This is a genomic window from Amycolatopsis sp. WAC 01376 (assembly GCF_003947415.1).
In the GTDB taxonomy this organism is placed as follows: Bacteria; Actinomycetota; Actinomycetes; order Mycobacteriales; family Pseudonocardiaceae; genus Amycolatopsis.
Map to the genome: position 1 here is coordinate 42,641 of NZ_QHKL01000004.1, position 14,861 is coordinate 57,501.

General features: G+C 69.4%; 15 protein-coding genes. 5 read left to right on the plus strand and 10 right to left on the minus strand.

Going from position 1 to position 14,861, the window contains the following annotated elements; translation table 11 throughout:
- The first annotated feature begins 39 nt into the window (after positions 1–39).
- Positions 40–2,310: a 5-histidylcysteine sulfoxide synthase gene (ovoA, locus tag DMH03_RS22930; RefSeq protein ID WP_125794080.1), complete on the plus strand. Its 2,271-nt coding sequence runs from the start codon at positions 40–42 to the stop codon at positions 2,308–2,310.
- Positions 2,311–2,476: 166 nt separating this feature from the next.
- Complete coding sequence (locus DMH03_RS22935; protein WP_125794081.1) at positions 2,477–3,550, plus strand: GDSL-type esterase/lipase family protein; 1,074 nt, start codon at positions 2,477–2,479, stop codon at positions 3,548–3,550.
- Positions 3,551–3,828: 278 nt separating this feature from the next.
- Here the strand turns inward: DMH03_RS22935 and DMH03_RS22940 are convergent, their stop codons facing one another.
- Genes DMH03_RS22940 through DMH03_RS22965 form a run of 6 tightly spaced genes read right to left on the minus strand, consistent with a single transcriptional unit; the run spans position 3,829 to position 7,816 of the window.
- Positions 3,829–4,128 (minus strand): hypothetical protein, encoded by a 300-nt coding sequence (locus DMH03_RS22940; RefSeq protein ID WP_005150941.1) that lies wholly within the window; start codon positions 4,126–4,128, stop codon positions 3,829–3,831.
- Positions 4,115–4,342, minus strand: a complete 228-nt coding sequence (locus DMH03_RS22945) for a hypothetical protein (protein WP_076166772.1) — start codon at positions 4,340–4,342, stop codon at positions 4,115–4,117. The genes DMH03_RS22940 and DMH03_RS22945 overlap by 14 nt, the downstream gene beginning before the upstream one ends.
- A gap of 46 nt (positions 4,343–4,388) precedes the next feature.
- Entirely contained in the window at positions 4,389–4,841 is a 453-nt protein-coding gene (locus DMH03_RS22950) for an Lrp/AsnC family transcriptional regulator (RefSeq protein ID WP_125787729.1), read from the minus strand.
- Positions 4,838–5,980 carry a Xaa-Pro peptidase family protein gene (locus DMH03_RS22955; RefSeq protein WP_125794082.1) on the minus strand — a complete coding sequence of 381 codons (1,143 nt, stop codon included), beginning with the start codon at positions 5,978–5,980 and terminating at the stop codon, positions 4,838–4,840. The genes DMH03_RS22950 and DMH03_RS22955 overlap by 4 nt, the downstream gene beginning before the upstream one ends.
- A 10-nt stretch (positions 5,981–5,990) precedes the next feature.
- A complete protein-coding gene (locus DMH03_RS22960) occupies positions 5,991–7,241 on the minus strand; it encodes an MFS transporter (protein WP_125794083.1) in 1,251 nt (416 codons plus the stop codon).
- Positions 7,238–7,816: a transcriptional regulator gene (locus DMH03_RS22965; RefSeq protein ID WP_125794084.1), complete on the minus strand. Its 579-nt coding sequence runs from the start codon at positions 7,814–7,816 to the stop codon at positions 7,238–7,240. The genes DMH03_RS22960 and DMH03_RS22965 overlap by 4 nt, the downstream gene beginning before the upstream one ends.
- Before the next feature lie 117 nt (positions 7,817–7,933).
- On the opposite strand from DMH03_RS22965, the gene DMH03_RS22970 reads away from it, so the two are divergent.
- The 3 genes from DMH03_RS22970 to DMH03_RS22980 all read left to right on the plus strand — a co-directional run bounded on the left by DMH03_RS22970 (position 7,934) and on the right by DMH03_RS22980 (position 10,474).
- Complete coding sequence (locus tag DMH03_RS22970; protein ID WP_125787725.1) at positions 7,934–8,470, plus strand: NADPH-dependent FMN reductase; 537 nt, start codon at positions 7,934–7,936, stop codon at positions 8,468–8,470.
- Between the two features lie 76 nt (positions 8,471–8,546).
- On the plus strand, positions 8,547–9,491 hold the full coding sequence (locus DMH03_RS22975) for a 5'-3' exonuclease (RefSeq protein WP_125794085.1): 945 nt from the start codon (positions 8,547–8,549) through the stop codon (positions 9,489–9,491).
- Positions 9,488–10,474 carry a pirin family protein gene (locus DMH03_RS22980; protein WP_125794086.1) on the plus strand — a complete coding sequence of 329 codons (987 nt, stop codon included), beginning with the start codon at positions 9,488–9,490 and terminating at the stop codon, positions 10,472–10,474. Before DMH03_RS22975 ends, DMH03_RS22980 begins: the two co-directional genes overlap by 4 nt.
- Positions 10,475–10,974: 500 nt before the next feature.
- On the opposite strand, the gene DMH03_RS22985 is transcribed toward DMH03_RS22980, so the two are convergent.
- From DMH03_RS22985 to DMH03_RS23000, 4 genes are read right to left on the minus strand one after another with little or no spacing between them, the layout of a single operon-like run.
- A complete protein-coding gene (locus DMH03_RS22985) occupies positions 10,975–12,195 on the minus strand; it encodes a GNAT family N-acetyltransferase (RefSeq protein WP_125794087.1) in 1,221 nt (406 codons plus the stop codon).
- 44 nt (positions 12,196–12,239) lie between these two features.
- A complete protein-coding gene (locus DMH03_RS22990) occupies positions 12,240–12,638 on the minus strand; it encodes a DUF4333 domain-containing protein (RefSeq protein WP_125794088.1) in 399 nt (132 codons plus the stop codon).
- Positions 12,639–12,672: 34 nt separating this feature from the next.
- A complete protein-coding gene (locus DMH03_RS22995) occupies positions 12,673–13,872 on the minus strand; it encodes a GNAT family N-acetyltransferase (RefSeq protein ID WP_125794089.1) in 1,200 nt (399 codons plus the stop codon).
- A gap of 41 nt (positions 13,873–13,913) precedes the next feature.
- Positions 13,914–14,696, minus strand: a complete 783-nt coding sequence (locus DMH03_RS23000; RefSeq protein ID WP_125794090.1) for a DUF4333 domain-containing protein — start codon at positions 14,694–14,696, stop codon at positions 13,914–13,916.
- Between the last annotated feature and the right edge of the window lie 165 nt (positions 14,697–14,861).

The following is a 14,861-nucleotide window of genomic DNA, read 5'->3' on the forward strand; positions in this document are numbered from 1 at the left end:
CGGCACCCGCCCCCAGTGCCCGATCCGAAGTGAGGTCAGATGACGCCGACGGTCACCATGGAACCTTGGGAGAGAAATGCGGTAAAGCACGCCGACGAACGGTTGAACGGGGCCCGTGATCCACAGTGGTGGTACACCGGGATCCGCCCGGAGCCCGGCCGATGCCCGGGTGTCGCCGAATCCGGCGAGATCAGCGCGCTGCCGTTGCCCGACCTGTCCGTATGCAGCCGCGAAGAGGTGCTGGACTACTTCGACAACGCCTGGACCTTGCACGAGGTGATGTTCGCCGGGTTGAAAGGCGCGGAGGCGTTCTACCGCCCGCCGGACCACAACCTGCGGCATCCGATGGTCTTCTACTACGGCCACACGACCGCGCTGTACGTCAACAAGTTGCGGGTCGCCGGCCTGCTGGACGCGCCGATCGACGCCTATCTCGAACACGTCCTGGAAATGGGTGTCGACGAGAACTCGTGGGACGACATGTCGAAGAACGACATGGTGTGGCCGTCGGTTTCGGAGGTGAAGGACTACCGGGCCGAGGTGTACCGGACGGTCGTCGGCATCATCGAGACCACGCCGTTCGCCCCCGACCTCGGGCGGCCGGTGACGATGGACGACCAGGCCTGGGCGCTGTTGCTGTCCATCGAGCACGATCGCATCCACCTGGAGACCAGTTCGGTCCTGGTCCGCGAAATGCGTTCCAGCCTCGTGGAACGGCCGGCCGCTTGGCCGTCGCCGTCACCACTGCGCCGCACCACCGAGTCCGGCAAGCCCGAACCCGGTTCCGTGCCAGCCAACGGCACCGTCACCGTGCCCGGGCGCACGGCTCAGCTGGGCAAGCCGCTGTCCTTCCCGTCCTACGGCTGGGACAGCGCGTACGGCTCACGCCGTCAGGAGCTGCCGGACTTCGAAGCGGCCCGCTGCCTGGTGAGCAACGGCGAGTTCCACGGGTTCGTCGCCGACGGCGGTTATCGCCGGCCGGAGTTGTGGTCGGCCGAGGGCGAGGCGTGGCGCCGCTTCCGCAACACCAAGTGGCCGCGTTTCTGGGTGCCGACCGGTCCGACCGGGCTGCACGCGTTCCGGCTGCGCACGCTGTTCGACGAGATCGACATGCCGTGGGACTGGCCGGTGGTGGTGAATTACCACGAGGCCAAGGCCTTCGCCGCCTGGCGGTCCGAAAAGGACGGACGGGAATACCGGCTGCCGACCGAGGCGGAGTACTTCCTGCTGCGCGACCTGCCGGAGCGTCCTGGCGTCGAGGACGACGTGGTCATGCGGCTCGACGGCGGGCAGCTGCGCGATGCCGGGATCAACCTCGGTCTGGCCTGGGGTTCGGAGGGCCCCGTCGACCACTCGCCGACGACGTCGCAGGGCCTGCACGACGCCGCCGGCAACCTGTGGACGTGGAGCGAAGACACCTTCAACCCGCTCGAAGGCTTCACCCCGCACCCGTACTACGAGGACTTCTCGGTACCCAGTTTCGGCGGGCAGCATCAGCTGATCGTCGGTGGCGCGTACATCAGCACCGGCGAGCTGGGCAGCATCTGGGCGCGGCACTTCTACCGGCCTCATTTCCTGCAGCAGGCGGGGATCCGGCTGGTCGTGGCGCCGGAGTCCACTCTGGACGGTGATGCGCGGGCGGAGCTCGACCGGGCGTTGCTCGGCCAGTACGGCACCGCCGAACAGGCCTTCGGCCGAGCCGGGCATCCACTGGCCACAACCGCGGGGTATCCGGACCGACTGGCCAGGAGGTTCACCCAGGCCGCGGCCGAAGCCGGGGTCGAGTTGCGCCGCGTCGCGGATCTCGCCACCGCGGCGGGCGGGTTGGCGTTCTCACTGGCCGAGCGGCCGATCGAGGTCGTCGGCCTGGACGACCGGCCGATGTTCGTCGCGGCGGCGGACCGGCTGGCCGAGGGCTGGGATGTCGGCTACCGGGTGCCGGGGCGCGGGGAACTGCACGCGCGTCGGCCGTCGATCGCGCCGGACGGCAGCGTCTCGTTCACCCTCGCCGAGTCCGGCCGTCCGCCGGCCGCGCTGGGCACGTTCGACGGCGTGGTCGTGGCGGACGCCTTCGACCGGCTCGGTGGTGCGGCGGGCTACCTGCGCCCGCTCGTCGGCTCGGAGAACTTCCTGCGCGCCGGAGGGCTGCTGCTCGTGGCACTTCCGCGGGCGTCGGCCGCCGAGCTCGCGAACGTCCTCGGCGCGGCGTTCGAGCTGCTGTCGGAAAGCACGGAGCCGAGCCTGACCCGGGCCGACGGCCGCCGGTACGAGATCACCGACCTGGAGGTCTCCATCTGGCGCAAGCGCTGATCGGACGGTCCGTGAAGGCCTCCTTGAGGGACCCAGAGTCCGTCAAGGAGGCCTTCACGGACCCGTCCATACCCGTGCTCCGGACCGGCGATGATGGCCCGGCATCGCGACCGTCACACGGCCAAGATCACCCTGTCGGGCCACATGTCCGTAGAATCCGGTGACGATGCGACGTTTCCGGTGGTGGTGGGGTGCTCTCGCGCTCACGTTCGTGGTGGTTCTCGTCGGGTTCATTGCCTTTACCGGGTCGGAAAGCCGCCCAGGGCAGCCGTCCCCGCGCCAAGGCCCACCGGGAACGGGGCCGCTGACGGTCGTCTCCATCGGCGACAGCACCGTTTCCGGCGAGGGCGCGGGCGACTACACGCCCACCACCAACGGGCAGGGCGGCAACTGGTGCCACCGCTCCCCCAACGCCTTCGTCGAGCAGATCAAGATCCCCGACGTCACCGCGCGGGTGAACCTCGCGTGTTCGGGGGCGCCCTCGGAGCAGATCGCCCTCGGCGAGGCCAAGCAGTGGACCGAGCCGTCGCAGGCGCAGCAGCTGGCGAACCTGATCAAGGACCACCGGGTCGCCGCGGTGGTGATCGCGATCGGCGCGAACGACGAGCCGAAGTTCTCCGCTCAGGTCAACGAATGCTTCAAGGCCTGGTTCTCCCCGGAGAATCCGCCGTGCAACACGGCGCTTCGCACCACCTGGAAGTCCAAAGTGGACGCCATGGTGCCGAAGGTGACCAACGCCGTCGCCGACGTCAAGAAGGTGCTGGCGCAGGCCGGTTACGTCCCGGCGGACTACCAGCTCGTGCTGATGTCGTACGCCTCGCCGGTCGGCCCCCAGATCCCGGAGGCACTGCGCAGCCTCAACGGCTGCCCGTTCCGCACGGAGGATCTGGAGTGGATGCGCCGCGACGGCGTCCCCATCCTGTCGGACGGGCTGAAGCAGGCGTCGAGGGCGACCAGCGCGCGGTTCCTCGACCTCTCGCGGGCGGGCGCCGGCCATGAGGCATGCAGCAGCGACCCGGCGAACGAGTGGTTCAGCAGGCTGACCCTGCAGCTGCGCGACCTCGGCCAGGTGGACCGTGCGAGCCACGCGTTGCAGGAGTCGTTCCACCCCAACGCGAACGGGCACGTGCAGATCGCGAACTGCCTCAACGAGTTCCTCGCCGCGCGCGACGGCAACGCGTCGTGCCTCTCGGGCCCCGACGGCAAACTGCACGCCGCTCCCGAGGTGATCGCTCGTTAGCGCGCGTTTCCTAAGCCAAGTTCGCGGTCTTCGCGCCCAAGCGTGGTTCCGGGCTGGCCGCAAAGGGGTCGTGAGTGGCAAGTAGCGTTCTAACCCTCTTTACCACTCACGACCTCCTCCCCAAACCGCACAACTCGCCCAACTCGGACACTGACACCTCGGAAATGTCCCTCATGCACAGTCAGGAAGGCGTCTCTTCGGCCAGTCCCGCCCCAGCCGCCAACTCCGGCCACGCCACGTTCGCCTTACCCCCTTAATAGGAAACAGGCGCTAGCCGGCTAGAGGTCGAGGGCGGCGCGCAACGCGATGTCGATGCGCTCCTGGACCTCTTGGTCGATCTCCGCGATCTTCTCGTCGAACCACGGCCGGTACAGGCGCGTGAGGTTCAGCGTGGAGACCCAATAACGCGCGTCGACGGCGACGCCGAGGATGTCCTGCGGGTCACGGTCCAGCAGTTCGGTGCCGAGCAGCCACGGCCGCTCGGATTCGTTCACCCCGTCCGAGGACAGCAGTACGACGGTGCGCTGCCGTGCCGGTTCGGTCGGGGGGTGGTACGTCCAGACTTCACCCCTGTGCACGCAGATCCTTCTCCGCGGCTGTCAGCTCGGCCTCGTCCGATTCGGCGGACGGTGCGACCGGGGCGCGCTGCGGGGTGTATCCGGTGCGGACGGCTTCCCTGCGGGCCGCCTTGGACAACCACGACGAGACCGAGATCCCGTGTGCTTTGGCGGCCCGCTCGGCGAACTCGAGCGCACCACTGTCGAGTGAGAGTGTGACCTTACGTGTTGCCATACCTTTTATCGTACCAGCGCCGCGCAAGCCCACCCGTTTTCCGGTTTCACAGGGTGGGAGAACGGCCCTCGAACGGCGTCGACAGCACCACCGTGGTCCGCGTCGAGACCTTGGCGGACTCGCGGATCCGGCGGAGCAGGTCCTCCAGGCCGAGCGGCGACGCCACCCTGACCAGGAGGATGTACGACTCGTCCCCGGCGACCGAGTAGCAGGACTCGATCTCCTTGATGTGCTCCAGACGCTGCGGATAGTCGTCCGGGGCTGCCGGATCGTTCGGGGTCAGCGAGATCAGCGCCGTGAGCGGGAGGCCGATCTGCTCGCCGTCGAGCCGCGCGGTGTACCCGAGGATGACCCCGCGCTGCTCCAGGCGCCGCACCCGCTGGTGCACCGCCGACACCGACAGGCCGACCCGCTCGGCCAGATCGGTGAAACTGCGCCGTCCGTCCGCGGCCAGCTCCTGGACGATGGCCTGATCCAGCGGCTCCAGACCACCCGTCATGCGTCGAGCACGATCAAGTCGTGCGGACGCTGGTTGACCGGCTCCACGCCGTCCTCGGTGACCACGACGATGTCCTCGATGCGGGCACCCCAGCGGCCGGGCTGGTAGATGCCGGGCTCGACGCTGAAGGCCATGCCTGGCTCGAGCGGCAGCGCGTTGCCCTTGATGATGTAGGGCTCCTCGTGCACGTCGAGGCCGATGCCGTGGCCGGTGCGGTGGATGAAGAACTCGCCGTAACCGGCCTCGGCGATGATGTCGCGCGCGGCGGCGTCGATCGACTCGGCGGTGACGCCGGGGCGGACGGCGTCGACGGCGGCCTGCTGTGCCCGCTGCAGGACCGCGTACGTCTCGGCGACGTCGGCGTCGCGCGGCTCGCCGACCGCGTACGTGCGGGTGGAGTCGGAGTTGTAGCCCTCGGCGATCGGCCCGCCGATGTCGACCACGACGACGTCGCCGCGCTCGATCACCCGCTCGGAGACGTCGTGGTGCGGGCTGGCGCCGTTGGGGCCCGAGCCGACGATCACGAAGTCGGCGTGTGTGTGGCCCTCTTCGACGATCGCGGCGGTGATGTCCGCGCCGACCTCGGCCTCGGTGCGGCCGGGGCGCAGCCATTCGTGCACGCGGGCGTGCACGCGGTCGATCGCCGCGCCCGCGTCGCGCAGCGCCTGGATCTCGGCGGCGTCCTTGCGCATCCGCAGTTCGCGCACGATCGGCCCGGCCAGCGTCTGCTCGGCGTCGCCGAGCGCTCCGCGGAAGGCGAGCACGTGCAGCGCCGGGGTGAAGTCGCTGACCGCCACGCGGCCTGGCTTGCCCAGCCTGTCGGCGACCAGCTCGTAGGCGTTGTCACCGTCGACCCAGGTGACGATCTCGATGCCGAGTTCGTCGGCGGGGACGTCGGCGTAACCGGGCGCCTCAAGCTTCGGCAGCACCAGGGCCGGGACGCCGTCGGCCGGGATCACCAGCGTGGTCAGCCGTTCGAAGGAGCCCCCGGCCTGGCCGATGAGGTAGCGCAGGTCCGAGCCGGGTGCGATCAGCAGGGCGTCGGTGTCCGCGGCGGCCGCGGCGGCGCGGGCCCGGTCGAGGCGGGCGCGGAGACTGGCGGCGTCGGGGGCTGGGTTGTGCAGGGAACGGCGCGACATGACGCCGAGCCTAGTCGGTCCGCGCCCCTTGGTTCACCGGCCGGTCATCCCCGATCGGGGCGGGATCGTCGAGCCCGCGCCAAACCCGGAAGATCGCCGGGAAGGTACCGGCGATCAGGTACAGGCCACCGAACACGGAGAGCGCACCGACGAGCCCGATCCCGTCCAGCAGCAACCCTGCCGCCATCGAGCCGAGCGGCATCGCGGCGAGCACCCCGCCCACGAGAAGGCTGAGCACGCGACCCCGCACAGCCTCCGGAACCCGTTCGTAGACCACCGGGAGCACGATCGGGTTGAGCGCGCCCGCCCCGATCCCGGCGACCGCCAAGCCCGCGAGCAGCACGACCGGCGTCGGCTCCAGCGCGAGCAAGGCGAATCTCGGCGCGCCTTCGATTCCGACGGCGACGAGGATCGCCGTCCGCCGGGAGAACCGGTGGCCGATCCAGCCGTAGATCGCCGAACCGAGCAGCGCACCCGCCGCGACCGCGGTGATCATGGCGCCGATGAGCGCCGTGCTGTGCAGGACCTGGTCGCCGTAGGCCGGATAAAGGACACCGAGCAGCCCGAAGTCGAGGCTGTTGGTGAGCATCAGCATGCCGACCACCGCGCGCAATACCGCGTCGCGTTTGACGTACCCGAGGCCTTCGCGCAGTTGCTTGAGGTAGCCGCCCGACGGCGGCCTCGGCGGGCCGGCCTCGACCGGGATCAGCGCGAACACCAGCGCCGAGGACAGCAGGAGCGCGCCCGCGTCGACGAACAGCACCGGCATCGGCCCGATCAGCGCGATCAGCGCGCCGGCGGCGGGGCCGCCCACCATCCGGCCGGTCCTCATCGCCGCTTCGACGGCGCTCGCCGCCCTGCTCACGCGGACATCGCCGAGTTCGGCGACGCCGGGGAGCAGCACCTGCTTCGCCGTGTCGGCGGGACCGCGGGAAACACCCATCACGAACGACAGCACGATCAGTCCGGGCAGGCTGAGCCCTGTCGTGCCCATCGCGAGCGGGATCAGGAGCACCGTGACGGTGGTCAGCAGATCCGCGCCGACGCTGGCGCGGCGCGTGCCGACCCGGTCCACGATCGGCCCGCCCAGCAACGCGGCGACCATCAGGCCCAGCACTTCGGCCGCGGTGACGAGGCCGGTCTTGGTACCGCTGCCCGTGCTCTGCAGCACGAACCAGGGAATCGCGAGCAACGTCATCATCACCCCGGCCGAGGAGACCCCCGAAGCCACGACCAAGGCCCCCAGTGGCATCCGGCTCATGGCGTCTCCGGCCGCGATTTCCTCGGGAAAGCCGCCCAATGCACGCGAACCTGGGTGTCGCCGTCCTTCTCCGGACGGCGGTAGCGGTCGACCACTTCGAGGATCTCGTCGCTCAGCGCGGCGGCCTCGTCCGGCGTGAGCGAGAGCTGCGAGTCGTCGAAGGCGACCTTGTCGATCCACTCGTCAGCCCAGTCCCGCACTTCGGCGACGAATTGCGCTTCAGCGGCGTAGCGCCGCTCGACCATCGTGTGGGCGTAGGCATTGAAGGGGCCGGCGAGATCGGGATCGTCGATGAAGTCCCGGGCGCGCATCCGGTCCCCCTCGTGCAGCGCCTTCCACCACCTGTCGCGCCTGCTGCCGCGTTCGGTGTCCTCCGCGATCAGCCCGGATTCGGCCAGCTGACGCAGATGCCAGCTCGTGGTCCCGGAGCTCTCCCCTGCTCGCTTCGCCAGCCCGGACGCCGTCGCCGGACCGTCCTCTCGCAGCAACTCCAGGATCTTGACGCGCAGTGGGTGCGACAGCGCCCGCAGAACGCGGCCGTCGACCCGCGCGAGATACCTCTCGCTCTTCCCCATGCCTTCCACGCTACAACCGCAGAGAATTCTTTGCAAAGAGTCCTCTGCGATTAAGCCCCGATATTCGGGGATTCTGGAGTTTGACTTCAAGTTAAGTGCAGGTTTTACGGTCTTGGCATGACTACGAACTCGCCTTACCAACTAGCCGTCGTGATCAGCAGCGTCCGCGAGGGCCGCTTCGCTCCCGTCGTCGCGAACTGGTTCCTCGACCGCGCGAAACAGCGCGACGACGTCACCCTGTCCGTCATCGATCTGGCCGAAGCCCCCGGCGATCTCTCCCCCGGCGTCGCAGCCGCGGACGCCGTCGTCGTGATCGTCCCCGAGTACAACCACAGCTACCCCGGCCCGCTCAAGACCGCGCTCGACGCCACCGGCCCCGAATGGCACGGGAAGCCCGTCGCCTTCGTTTCCTACGGCGGAATCTCCGGCGGCCTGCGTGCGGTGGAGCACCTGCGCCCGGTCTTCGCCGAACTCCACGCCGCGACGATCCGCGAGACCGTCAGCTTCCCTTACGCCTGGAACCACTTCGGCCCGGACGGTGAGCACGACGACTTCGAGGGCGCCTCCATCGCGGCCACCACACTGCTGAATCAGCTGAACTGGTGGGCCAACGCCCTGCGCGACGCACGCCAGGTGCGGCCGTACGCGGCTTGACCGGTATCCGTGGAGGACTCGGCTGGGGGTCGGGTCCTTCACGGACATCCGGGCCGGGACATGGCAGGCTGTCCGCGTGACCGGACCACTCGCTCTCCTCGATTCCGCGAGCCTCTACTTCCGCTCGTTCTACGCACTGCCCGAGTCGATGACCGCCCCCGACGGGACGCCGGTCAACGCCGTGCGCGGGTTCACCGACACCGTCGCGCGGATCCTCGTCGACCGGCGCCCCGCACGGCTCGTGGCCTGCCTGGACGCGGACTGGCGGCCGAAGTTCCGCACCGATCTGCTGCCCAGCTACAAGGCGCACCGGGTGGCGGAGGAGATCCCGGAGGGCAGCGACGTCGAAGAGGTGCCGGACACGCTCACTCCGCAGGTGCCGATCATCCTGGAACTGCTGGAGGCCTTCGGGCTCGCGACGGCCGAAGCGGCCGGATACGAGGCCGACGACGTCATCGGCGCGCTCGCGATCCGCGAGCAGAACTCCCCCGTCGAGGTGATCACCGGTGATCGCGACCTGTTCCAGCTGGTCCGGCACGAACCGACGTCCACCGTGGTCATCTACGTCGGCAAGGGCTGGAACAAGGCCGAGATCCTCGGCCCGAACGAACTCGCCGAGAAGTACGGGATCCCGGCCGCGAACGCCGGCCCCGGATACGCCGACATGGCCGCGCTGCGCGGAGACCCGTCGGACGGGTTGCCGGGTGTCGCCGGGATCGGCGAGAAGACGGCCGCGAAGCTGATCACCCAGTTCGGTTCGCTGCAGGAGCTCGTCGAGGCGTCCACCGCCGGCGACTCGCGGGTGCCGCTCAAGACGCGGTTGCGGCTGAGCGACGCCGCCGACTACCTCGCGGTCGCGCCGACCGTCGTCCGGGTCGCGGCCGACGCGCCGGTCGAACAGTCCCGTCCGGACACCGTCCCGTCCGAGCCCGCCGACCCGGACAAGGTCGCGGAACTGGCGGAGCGCTGGAATCTCGGCCGTTCGGTGGAGCGCCTGCTGGCCGCGCTCCCCAAGCCGTGAGCAACACCGAGGCCGACCCGGCCGAGCTGCTGTGCCGAGAGCGGCCGGGCGAAGGTGTCACCGTGCTGACCCCGCGCGACGTCCCGCTCGGCGGCCCGCGCGCGATCCGGGTCCGCCGGACACTTCCGCAACGGCAGCGATCGCTGATCGGCGCGTGGTGTTTCGCCGACCACTACGGCCCCCAGGACGTTTCGGACTCCGGCGGGATGGACGTCGCGCCGCATCCGCACACCGGATTGCAGACCGCGAGCTGGCTGTTCAGCGGCGAGATCGAGCATCGCGACAGCATCGGCACGCGGGCCATGGTCCGGCCGGGTGAACTCAACCTGATGACCGCCGGCCACGGTATCGCGCACTCCGAAGTCGCCACAGTCGCCACAGTGTCCACACCGGACACTGCGATGCTGCACGGCGTCCAGCTGTGGATCGCGCTGCCGGACGAACACCGCGACACCGCGCGGGATTTCCGCCACTACGCGCCGCCGTTGCTCCGGCTGCCCGGAGCCACCGCACGCGTCTTTCTCGGCAGCCTCGCCGGAACCACCTCGCCGGTCCCGGTGTTCACCCCCCTGCTGGGCGCCGAGCTCACCGTGGAGCCCGGAGCGACCCTGTCCCTCGACGTCGACCCGGCCTTCGAATACGGTGTCCTGCAGGACGTCGGCTCCGTCACCGTCGCGGGAGCCGCACTGGGCACCGGCGAACTCGCCTACCTCGCGCCCGGCGCCGGACGGCTGGAGTTGACGAACCCCGGCACAGAACCGGCGCGGGTGCTCCTGCTGGGTGGGACTCCGTTCACCGAGGAACTCGTCATGTGGTGGAACTTCGTGGGGCGCAGCCACGACGAGATCGCCGAGTACCGCGAGGCGTGGCAGGCACAGGCGGACCGGTTCGGCCGGGTGGAGGGCTACCAGGGCACGACGGCGTGGTTGCCCGCACCCACGCTGCCGCAGGTGCGGATCAAACCTCGTCGCAACCCGGCCTAGCGACGCCCAAGCACATGAAGGCCCCCTTTCTTGCGCCTAGGTCAGGGTCCCGGCAAAGTCGAGATCTTGCAGGTCAGGCGACTATTCCTGCACTGTCACGGGGCCGCACGTGCCGGTGGTGGGGCTTGATTCTGGACGCCGGCGGGGCTTCAGTGTCCACAAGGGACACCGCCGGGCGATTGCGTGTCCGATTGATGCCGCTATGTGCGGCTTCACGCGGGGGTCGTGAGTGGCAATGAGGGTTAGAACGACAAAAATCACTCACGACCCCCTCGCGAAACCGCGCAAGTCACCCAAATCGGGCACCTTTCCCTCGCAAAGTGTCCCTTGTGGACAGTCAAGAGTCGGGTGAGGCTCCTTGCGGGAGCCCGCTCCTGTCGGATCCACCACGGCACGTTCACCTTGTCCCGCTCCAGCGGCGGAGCCGACCAGCAGTTATGCGACTTTGCCGGGGCCCGGGCGCCTAGGTACAGGAAGGGGGCCTTCATGTACTTGGGAGCCTAGAAGAACGTTCCGCACCACGGCGGCCGCGCGGTGTGGAACAGCGCGTCGGCCCGGGCGACCGCCGCCTCGTCCACCACCTCGACACGGCCCGACAACGCCAGATCACCGAAGAGACCGTGGCCGAGGTACAGCGACGACAAGGCGGCGACGTCCAGCCGCAGGTCGGCGTCGGCGGTCGTCCGCTCCGCGCCGTCCGGGCCGACGACGTAGCGGCCGCTGTTGTCCGGAAGCTGCTTGTCGAGCACTTCGAGCACCACGGGTTCGGCGGTGCCGTAAGTGCGTGCCCGCAGCGCGGCGGAGACGTCGACGAGTCGTAGCCACAGGTCGTCGATGACCTCGATGGTGTTCACCGCACGCGGGTCGGTGAGCAGTCCGGCGATCGGCTCGTCCATCGGGCGGACGCGTCCGGTGACGGCCGAAACCAGGTCGATCGACAGCAGGAACCGCCACAGTCCCGCCCAAGCCGCCGGCGTGGCGGCGTGGAGTTCCCTGATCTCCAGGATCGCTCCGCGTTCCGGCGCCTGCCGGTCGCGCACGTCGATGGTCTGGTAGACGACGAAACCGTCGTCCCCGTCCGGTCCACTGTGGATCGCGACGCGATAGCCGTCGTTCCCGGTGACCACCCGATCGAAGAAGCCCGGCCACCAGTGCGCCGGCCGGGCGACGAACCCCGGCTGCGTTCCCTCGAAGCCGTTGTACAGCGCGGGAACACGCTCCACGGCCTCGGCAGGGGTGACGAACCTGACCACCCCTTCCCGCCCCACACCGTCACGGAGCCGGGCGCGTGGACGTTCGACGGAAACGCCCTTGCCGAAAGTGGCCGCGCCGTAACCGAAGCGGCCGTAGATCACGGCTTCCGACGCGTGCAGCGCGGCCAGGGGAACACCGCGTGCCGCGAAGTCCTCCAGCTGAACCGCCATCATCGAGGTGAGGATCCCGCGGCGGGTCCAGTCCGCGCGGACACCGATCCCGTCGACGGCCGCCGTGACGAGCTTCTGTCCACCGGGGACGGTGAGCTCGACGTCGAAGGAGCTGGCGATCCCCACCGGGGTGCCGTGGTCGTCGAACGCGGCGAATTTCCCGGCGGCGGGCCAGGACGGAGCCATCTTCGCCCAGACCTCGTCCGAAGCGGGCCTGCCGTGCAAGGACTCCGCCAGGACTTCGAGGCAGGCCCGTTGTTCACCTTCGGCCACCGCACGCACAGAGAATTCGCTCATAGCGGAAGATCCTGCCGTCCGGTCCCGGCGAACCCAACCGGTTTTCAGGCCGGCGCGCCGACTTCGTAGCGGCCGTCGTCACCGGTGACGGTGATCGTGACGGTCTTGCCCTCGCCGCCGACCTGAACGGTGCAGGTGAACGTGCTTCCGTCCTTGACCGTCTGGTTCGGCGGGCACAGCACGTCGCCGACCTCGCTCACCTGATAGGTCTCGGTCAGGATCTTCCGCACGTCCGCCTGCATGGTCCTCGGGTCGAAGACCCTGCCCGGAACGGTGGAGGACGAACCGCCCGACGTGCCGGACGCGCTCGAAGAGGCGCTCGTCGTCGGCGGGACCGTGACGGTCTTCGTCGCCGGCGCGGGCGCCGGGGTGTCCGAACACGCCGCCAGTACGACGAAAGCGGCACCACACAGACCGACCGTCGCGACGGCTCGCCTGCTCACGCTTCTCCACCCCCACCGGTGTGATCATCCAACGTCAGAAGAACGTACCGCACCAGGGATTCACTCGCGTGCCGAACAGCAGGTCCGCCCGCTCCAGTGCGGTCTCGCCGGTGGCGCGGACGCGTCCGGCGGCCGCGAGATCCGATGGGCGCCAGCCGCCGAGGTACACCATCGACAGGGTGTCGGCGTGCAGTTCGAGATCCGCCGGGTCGGTGGTGCGGGCGGCGCCGTCCTCGGAAAGGCGGTAACGGCCGGAGTTGTGCTCCAGGAGCGGGTCGATGACTTCGATGACGATCGGCTCGCCCCGATACGTGCGGGCGTCGAGCATCGCGGCGACGTCCACCAGCCGGAGCCAGCCCTCGTCCTGGACCTTCTGCACGAGGGTGTGCCGCGGGTCCGTGAACAGCAACTCGACCGGTTCGTCGAGCGGCCGTTTCTCCGCGGTGATGCGGTCGACCAGGTCCACAGACAGCAGGTGACGCCACAACCCGGCGAACGCGTCGGGGTTCGCGTAGTTGAAGGACTGGATCTTCAACTGCGCCGGGGCCCCGAAATGGGCCCTCTCGACGGTGTAGGTGACGTAGCCGTCGGTCCCGTCCGGGCCCTGGTGCACGGCGGTCGCGATCGGCGTGGTCGCCCGGCGCACCTCCCGGACGTAGCCCGGCCACAGATTCGGGCTCCGCGCGATCATGCCTGGCCGGGTGCGAGGAAGGGCGTCGAAGAGCGACGGCCATTGCTCGATCGTGCTTTCCAGGCCCAGCAGGGAAATCTGCCCTCCCGTCGGTACCTCGGGGCGGAACCGGGCACGGTTCCGGTCGATCTCGATCGACTTGCCCCTCGCCGCGATGCCGTAGCCGAACCGTCCATAGATCGCGCCTTCGGAAGCGTGCAGCATCGCAGCGGGGATGCCGCGAGCGGCGAAATCCTCGAACTGGGCGCGCATCAACGCCGTCAGCACGCCACGGCGGGTGCGGTCGGCGCGGACGCCGACGAGGCTGACCGCGGCGAGCGGCGTGGTGCCGCCGCCGGGCAGCGTCACTTCCGAGTCGAAGGACCGGGCGGTGCCGATCAGCTCCGGGTCGAACGCACCAAAACCGCGGTCCGGCTGGAAGGACCCGTCGGCGGCCGACCACTCCTCGTCGGTCATCTCCTTGACGTGCAAGGCACGCCGGAACAGATCGGTCGCGGCACGGTCTTCGTCGGACCGCAGCGGCCGCACGGAAAAGTCGCTCATGATCCGATCATGCAGGAACGACCGTGCCCGGCGCCCGTCGTTTATTTGGTGACGGCGGGCGGCGAGACCTCGTAGTTGCCGGTGTCACCCTTGACGGTGATCGGCACCTCCTGCGGCTTGCCCTCGATCGTGGCAGTGCAGGTGAACTTCACCCCGTCCTTGACCTCCTGACCGGCGGGGCAGGTGACCGCGCTGATCTCCTTGATCCCGTAGGTCTCGGTGAGCAGCTTCTGCACGTCGGTCTGCATCTGCGTGTTGTTGAAGACCTGGGTGTTGAACCAGCCGGGGGTGACGAACCCGAGGATGCCGACCGCCGCGATGATCACCACGAGCGCGCCGATCCCGATGAATAGGCCCTTCTTGGACTTCGGCTTGTCCTGCGCCTCGCCCTGGGTGCCCTGGAACTGGCTCTGGCCATAGTCGTACTGGCCGGGCTGCTGCCCGTACTGCGGCTGCTGCTGCGGACCGCTCTGGGGGTAGCCCGGCTGCTGCTGGGGCCCGCTCTGCGGATAACCCGGCTGCTGGCCGTATTGCTGCTGCTGACCCCACTGAGGCTGCTGTTGCTGCGTCTGCGAAGGGTCGTGACCGGGCTGCTGCGGATATCCCGGCTGCTGCTGGGCCGGGTCGTAGGGCGCGGGCTGCTGACCCCATTGGGGCTGTTGCTGCTGGGTCTGCGACGGGTCGTGCTGCGGCTGCTGGCCCCACTGCGGTTGCTGCTGCGGGCCGCTCGGCGGTTGAGTGCCGCCCGGCTGTTGCCCGTAGCCCGGCTGCTGCCCCCACTGGGGCTGCTGCTGCGGGTCGTTGCCGCCATACGGCGTGCTCATCGTTTCGCCTCCGCCTGTTCCGCCATCGTGACCGGCCGGATCGCTGACCGTCGTGGGCGATCCAACCACAGGTTGGCACCCCTGCCCACTGTTCGCGGGTGGTGTCGGGGCAACTGGCCGCGACCGTGCTCACACCGGCGGCGCGGCCACTCCGCCGGTCGGCCC

Bases quoted from the DNA above. Each gene is read 5' to 3' on its own strand.
- DMH03_RS22955 (WP_125794082.1), bottom strand. From the start codon at position 5,980: ATGTCGCGCCGTTCCCTGCACAACCCAGCCCCCGACGCCGCCAGTCTC.
- DMH03_RS22950 (WP_125787729.1), bottom strand. From the start codon at position 4,841: ATGACGGGTGGTCTGGAGCCGCTGGATCAGGCCATCGTCCAGGAGCTG.
- ovoA (WP_125794080.1), top strand. From the start codon at position 40: ATGACGCCGACGGTCACCATGGAACCTTGGGAGAGAAATGCGGTAAAG.
- DMH03_RS22970 (WP_125787725.1), top strand. From the start codon at position 7,934: ATGACTACGAACTCGCCTTACCAACTAGCCGTCGTGATCAGCAGCGTC.
- DMH03_RS22945 (WP_076166772.1), bottom strand. From the start codon at position 4,342: ATGGCAACACGTAAGGTCACACTCTCACTCGACAGTGGTGCGCTCGAG.
- DMH03_RS22965 (WP_125794084.1), bottom strand. From the start codon at position 7,816: ATGGGGAAGAGCGAGAGGTATCTCGCGCGGGTCGACGGCCGCGTTCTG.
- DMH03_RS22960 (WP_125794083.1), bottom strand. From the start codon at position 7,241: ATGAGCCGGATGCCACTGGGGGCCTTGGTCGTGGCTTCGGGGGTCTCC.
- DMH03_RS22935 (WP_125794081.1), top strand. From the start codon at position 2,477: ATGCGACGTTTCCGGTGGTGGTGGGGTGCTCTCGCGCTCACGTTCGTG.
- DMH03_RS22995 (WP_125794089.1), bottom strand. From the start codon at position 13,872: ATGAGCGACTTTTCCGTGCGGCCGCTGCGGTCCGACGAAGACCGTGCC.
- DMH03_RS22985 (WP_125794087.1), bottom strand. From the start codon at position 12,195: ATGAGCGAATTCTCTGTGCGTGCGGTGGCCGAAGGTGAACAACGGGCC.
- DMH03_RS23000 (WP_125794090.1), bottom strand. From the start codon at position 14,696: ATGAGCACGCCGTATGGCGGCAACGACCCGCAGCAGCAGCCCCAGTGG.